General features: G+C 68.6%; 6 protein-coding genes and 1 pseudogene. 5 read left to right on the top strand and 2 right to left on the bottom strand.

The genetic code is table 11. The features are described 5' to 3' along the window. The coding region (locus D180_RS23175) for a peptidoglycan DD-metalloendopeptidase family protein (RefSeq protein ID WP_043091469.1) at positions 1 to 162 on the top strand (162 nt) is incomplete at its 5' end. A gap of 315 nt (positions 163 to 477) precedes the next feature. On the opposite strand, the gene D180_RS20590 is transcribed toward D180_RS23175, so the two are convergent. After that, positions 478 to 852 carry an Mth938-like domain-containing protein gene (locus D180_RS20590; protein ID WP_017910617.1) on the bottom strand — a complete coding sequence of 125 codons (375 nt, stop codon included), beginning with the start codon at positions 850 to 852 and terminating at the stop codon, positions 478 to 480. A gap of 19 nt (positions 853 to 871) precedes the next feature. Beyond that, positions 872 to 1,177, bottom strand: coding sequence for a ribosome assembly RNA-binding protein YhbY (gene yhbY, locus D180_RS20595; RefSeq protein ID WP_010341321.1), 306 nt, complete (start codon positions 1,175 to 1,177; stop codon positions 872 to 874). 66 nt (positions 1,178 to 1,243) lie between these two features. Here yhbY and rlmE point away from each other — a divergent pair, with 66 nt between their 5' ends. The 4 genes and pseudogenes from rlmE to D180_RS24295 form a co-directional block, all read left to right on the top strand. After that, positions 1,244 to 1,876 carry a 23S rRNA (uridine(2552)-2'-O)-methyltransferase RlmE gene (rlmE, locus tag D180_RS20600; protein WP_017914250.1) on the top strand — a complete coding sequence of 211 codons (633 nt, stop codon included), beginning with the start codon at positions 1,244 to 1,246 and terminating at the stop codon, positions 1,874 to 1,876. Positions 1,877 to 1,947: 71 nt separating this feature from the next. Further along, the gene (gene ftsH, locus D180_RS20605; protein ID WP_017910619.1) at positions 1,948 to 3,885 is read left to right on the top strand and encodes an ATP-dependent zinc metalloprotease FtsH; all 1,938 of its coding nucleotides are present in this window, start codon (positions 1,948 to 1,950) and stop codon (positions 3,883 to 3,885) included. A gap of 278 nt (positions 3,886 to 4,163) precedes the next feature. Further along, positions 4,164 to 5,069, top strand: coding sequence for a dihydropteroate synthase (gene folP / locus D180_RS20610; RefSeq protein ID WP_017914251.1), 906 nt, complete (start codon positions 4,164 to 4,166; stop codon positions 5,067 to 5,069). Next, positions 5,069 to 5,168: pseudogene (locus D180_RS24295) on the top strand (tRNA (adenosine(37)-N6)-dimethylallyltransferase MiaA); the annotation flags it as partial. The gene folP and the pseudogene D180_RS24295, both read left to right, overlap by 1 nt.

The following is a 5,168-nucleotide window of genomic DNA, read 5'->3' on the forward strand; positions in this document are numbered from 1 at the left end:
GGCCACAACCGCAAGCGCCTGGTCAACGAGGGCCAGAACGTCAAGGCCGGCCAGCAGATCGCCGAAATGGGCCACAGCGGCGCGGCGCGCGACATGCTGCACTTCGAGATTCGCTACAACGGCAAGCCGGTCGATCCGTTGCTGTATCTGCCGCCGAAGTAACCGGTTGCGTCGTTGCGCGGGCGGATCCCCGGCCCGGCGCAGCGCGCCGGGCGTTCGCCATCGGCGCGGCCCAGTGGGCCGCAAGCGCCGCCGGCTCATACGGGGGGCCACCTCTTGTGTGGGAGGGGCTTCAGCCCCGACGCGCTGTGCTCGCATCGCGCGGCAGACGCCGCGCAGCGATCTGCAAGAGACGAAAGGAACGACAGGCGTCCTCTCTGCCTCGATCGCATGTTGTCCGCGGCGCGGCCAGGCCGTGGTTGAGGCCGCTAAGGTCAACGATCAGGAGGTCGCAGTGCCCGGCCCGCGACGCCTGGCTCAGCCTTCGAGCAGAAACCCCACCGCCACGCGCCGGCCTTCGGCGGCCAGCACGTTGTAGGTGCGCGCCGCAGCGGCATTGTTCATCACCTCGATGCCGATGCCGCGGGTCAGGAACAGCGCCATCACCGCCGCGGCGGGAAACACCTGGCGTTCGCCGGTGCCGAGGATCACCAGGGCCGGGTTGAGCTCCAGCAGCGGCTGCAGATGCTGCGGCTGCAGGTCGCCGGCCGGCGGGGCCTGCCAGTCCTCGACCAGGGTGTCCGGCGCGAGGACAAAGCTGCGGGTCAACAGCCGGTCGTTCACCTTGGCCTGGCGGCCGTCGGCCATGCGCAGGGCATAGGCGTAGTCGGGCAGGTCCTGGGTCAGTTGCATGGGGTCACCGAGGGCGCGCTCAGGCGCGCGGCAGCACGATCTGCCGGTCTTCCTTGGCCGGGCGATACAGGATCGCGGTATGGCCGATGCGCTGCACCAGCACGCTGTGCGACTGCTCCACCAGGCTGCCGATGGCGGCGTCGCGGGCCTCGCGGTCGTCGCCGCCGACCTTCACCTTGACCAGTTCGTGGCGCTCCAGCACCTCGTCCAGTTCGGCCAGGAAGGCCGGGGTGACGCCCTTGCTGCCGATCTGCAGCAGGGGTTTGAGGTCGTGGGCCAGGCCGCGCAGGAAGCGGTTCTGGGCCGAGGTCAGGCTGATCGACATGCAGGTGGGAGCAGGGTTGGCAAGGGCGATCAGGGTATCATGGCCGCCCCTCCCGACCGTGCGTCCATGGCCACCCGCAGCAAAAGCAGCCAACGCTGGCTCCGCGAACATTTCGCCGACCCCTTCGTGAAGAAGGCCCAGGCCGAAGGCATGCGCTCGCGCGCCGCCTACAAGCTGGAGGAACTGCTGCAGCGCGACAGGCTGCTCAAGCCGGACATGGTGGTGGTCGATCTCGGCGCCGCGCCGGGCGGCTGGTCGCAGCAGGTGCGCAAGTCGATGGGCGACCGCGGTCGGGTGCTGGCCCTGGACATCCTGGAGATGCCGCCGCTGGCCGGCGTGGAGTTTCTTCACGGTGACTTCAGGGAGGACGCGGTGCTATCGCGATTCGAGGCCATGCTGGGCGATACCCCGGTGGACCTTGTGCTGTCGGATATGGCCCCCAATAAGAGCGGAATGGATGCGGTCGACCAGCCGCGGATGATGCATCTGGCGGAATTGGCGATGGCGTTCGCCGACAGCCACCTGAAGCCGAACGGCGCGTTCCTGATCAAGCTGTTCCAGGGCGTGGGGTTCGACGACTACATCCGCGACATGCGCCGCCGCTATGAGAAGGTGACCATCCGCAAGCCGGCCGCGTCGCGCAAGCGCTCGCCGGAGGTCTACGCCCTCGGACAGGGCAAGCGCGCCCAGATCAAGTAAGCTGAACGCAAGGCTGAATCCGCAATGCCACGCATCGAGACAGAGTTGAAGGGACACCGGAGCCAATGAGGATGAACGACTTGACCAAGAATCTGCTGTTGTGGGTAGTCGTTGCCGTCGTGCTGATGGTGGTGTTCCAGAGCTTCTCGCCGCGGCTCGCCGGCGGCGCGGGCACCGACAACGTGACCTACTCCCAGTTCCTGAAGGACGTGGACGCCGGGCGGGTGAAGTCGGTCGATTTCACCGACGCCACCAACCTGTCGGTCAACGCGATCCGCTTCAAGCGCGCCGACGGCAGCGAAGGCTCGGTGTACGGCCCGAGCGACGGCAAGCTGATCGACGTGCTGTACAGCAAGAACGTGGACATCACTCGGCAGAAGCCCGACAACGGTCCGGGCTTCTGGTCGCTGGTGCTGAACTTCCTGCCGGTCATCCTGATCATCGGCTTCTGGCTGTTCATCATGCGCCAGATGCAGGGTGGCGGCGGTGGCGCCAAGGGCGCGATGTCCTTCGGCAAGTCGCGCGCCAAGCTGCAGGGCGAGGATCAGATCAAGATCACCTTTGCCGACGTCGCCGGCTGCGACGAGGCCAAGGAAGAGGTCGGCGAACTGGTCGACTTCCTGCGCGATCCGACCAAGTTCACCAAGCTCGGCGGCAAGATCCCCCGCGGCGTGCTGATGGTCGGCCCGCCGGGCACCGGCAAGACCCTGCTGGCCAAGGCCATCGCCGGCGAGGCCAAGGTGCCGTTCTTCAGCATCTCCGGCTCGGACTTCGTGGAAATGTTCGTCGGCGTCGGCGCCAGCCGCGTGCGCGACATGTTCGAGCAGGCCAAGAAGCATGCGCCGTGCATCATCTTCATCGACGAAATCGATGCGGTCGGCCGCCATCGCGGCGCCGGCCTGGGCGGCGGTCACGACGAGCGCGAGCAGACCCTCAATCAGTTGTTGGTGGAGATGGACGGCTTCGAGGGCGGCGAGGGCGTGATCGTGATCGCCGCGACCAACCGTCCGGACGTGCTGGATCCGGCGCTGCTGCGCCCGGGCCGCTTCGACCGCCAGGTGGTGGTGGGCCTGCCGGACGTGCGCGGCCGCGAGCAGATCCTCAAGGTGCACATGCGCAAGCTGCCGCTGGCCGACGACATCGAGCCGATGGTGATCGCGCGCGGCACGCCGGGCTTCTCCGGCGCCGACCTGGCCAATCTGTGCAACGAGGCGGCCCTGTTCGCCGCGCGCGAGTCGGTCAAGGAAGTGCGCATGGATCATTTCGACCGTGCCCGCGACAAGATCCTGATGGGCGCCGAGCGTCGTTCGATGGCCATGAGCGAGGACGAGAAGACGCTCACCGCCTACCACGAAGCCGGCCACGCCATCGTCGGCCGCCTGGTGCCCGAGCACGACCCGGTCTACAAGGTCACGATCATCCCGCGCGGCCGCGCGCTGGGCGTGACCATGTATCTGCCGGAAGGCGACAAGTACTCGATGAACCGTGTGGCGATCGAGTCGCAGTTGTGCTCGCTGTACGGCGGCCGCGTGGCCGAGGAACTGATCTTCGGTACCGACAAGGTCACCACCGGCGCGTCCAACGACATCGAGCGCGCGACCAAGATGGCGCGCAACATGGTCACCAAGTGGGGCCTGTCCGACGAGCTGGGGCCGATCGCCTACGGCGAGGAGGACGACGAAGTGTTCCTGGGCCGTTCGGTGACCCAGCACAAGAGCGTCTCCGACGACACCGCGCGGCGCATCGACGAAGTGGTGCGGTCGATCCTCGACAAGGCGTATGCGAAGACCACGCAGATCCTCACCGAGAATCTGGACAAGCTGCACACCATGTCGCAGCTGCTGCTGCAGTACGAGACCATCGACGCGCCGCAGATCGAGGCGATCATGGAAGGTCGCGATCCGCCGCCGCCGATGGGCTGGAACAAGTCCGGCAAGGACGGCGGCAACAACGACAAGGGCAATTCGCGTCCGCTGCCGCCGATCGCCGGGCCTGCCGAGCAGGTGTAAGCGCAGGAGCGCCCTTCAAGCGCCGAAAAGCCAGGGAGCGATCCCTGGCTTTTTTGTTGGCGGCGGTGCGGGGCCGGTCGCATCGTCCGATGTCGACTCGCCGCCTGCGTACGCGTGGGCGACAATGGCACTGCGCTGGCCGCAGGTTGCCGCGTCGATGCGATGTGCCGCGGAAACGTCGCGTAGGCCGCTGCCGCCATGCGTGTGTCGCGGATGCCGCATGGCGCTGCGCAGCGCCATCCCGCCGCCCGCCACGGTCACTACCAGGAGACTCACCGATGTTCGACACCTCGCCCAGCTTGCAGTGCGGCGCCCACCGGCTGCTGCTCGATCGCCCGCGGGTGATGGGCATCGTCAATGTCACCCCGGATTCGTTCTCCGACGGGGGCGCGCACGCCAGCGTGGACGCGGCGGTGGCGCACGGCCTGCGTCTGGCCGGGGAGGGCGCCGACGTGCTGGACATCGGCGGCGAGTCGACCCGTCCGGGCGCGATGCCGGTGCCGGTGGAAGAAGAACTGCGGCGGGTGATTCCGGTGATCGAGCGGCTGGCCGTGCAGACCGCGCTGCCGCTGAGCGTGGACACCTTCAAGCCGGAAGTGATGCGCGCCGCGGTCGCGGCGGGCGCCGGCATGATCAACGACGTGCAGGCCCTGCGCCAGCCCGGCGCGCTGGACGCTGCCGCGGAACTGGGGGTGCCGGTGGTGCTGATGCACATGCCCGCCGACGCCTATGCCGCCGGCAGCGCGCCCGGCTACGACGACGTGGTCGGCGAGGTGCACCGGTTCCTGGCCGAGCGCATCTTCGCCGCGGAGATGGCCGGCATCGACAAGCGACGCATCCTGGTCGACCCGGGCTTCGGCTTCGGCAAGAGCACCGCCGACAACCTGCAGTTGCTGGCCCAGTTGGCGCGGCTGGTCGAGCTGGGCGTGCCGGTGCTGGCCGGCTTGTCGCGCAAGCGCAGCATCGGCGAGCTGACCGGGCGCGAGGTGCCGGAGCAGCGGGTGGCCGGCTCGGTCGCCGCGCATCTGCTGGCTGCACAGCGCGGTGCCGCGCTGCTGCGCGTGCACGACGTCGCTGCCACCGTCGACGCGCTGAAGGTCTGGCAGGCGCTGCAGGCCGTGCCGTTGCCGCGCGCCGCCACAGCGTCGACCGCGGCGACGATCCGCTGGCCGGACGAGGACTGATGGCGGCCGACCGGCGCCCGCGCGCGATCGCGCTGATGGGCCCGACCGCCTCGGGCAAGACCGCCGCGGCGATTGCCCTGGCCGAACGCTGCGGCGGCG

The organism is Xanthomonas sp. SHU 166, assembly GCF_000364685.1.
Classification (GTDB): Bacteria; Pseudomonadota; Gammaproteobacteria; order Xanthomonadales; family Xanthomonadaceae; genus Xanthomonas_A; species Xanthomonas_A sontii.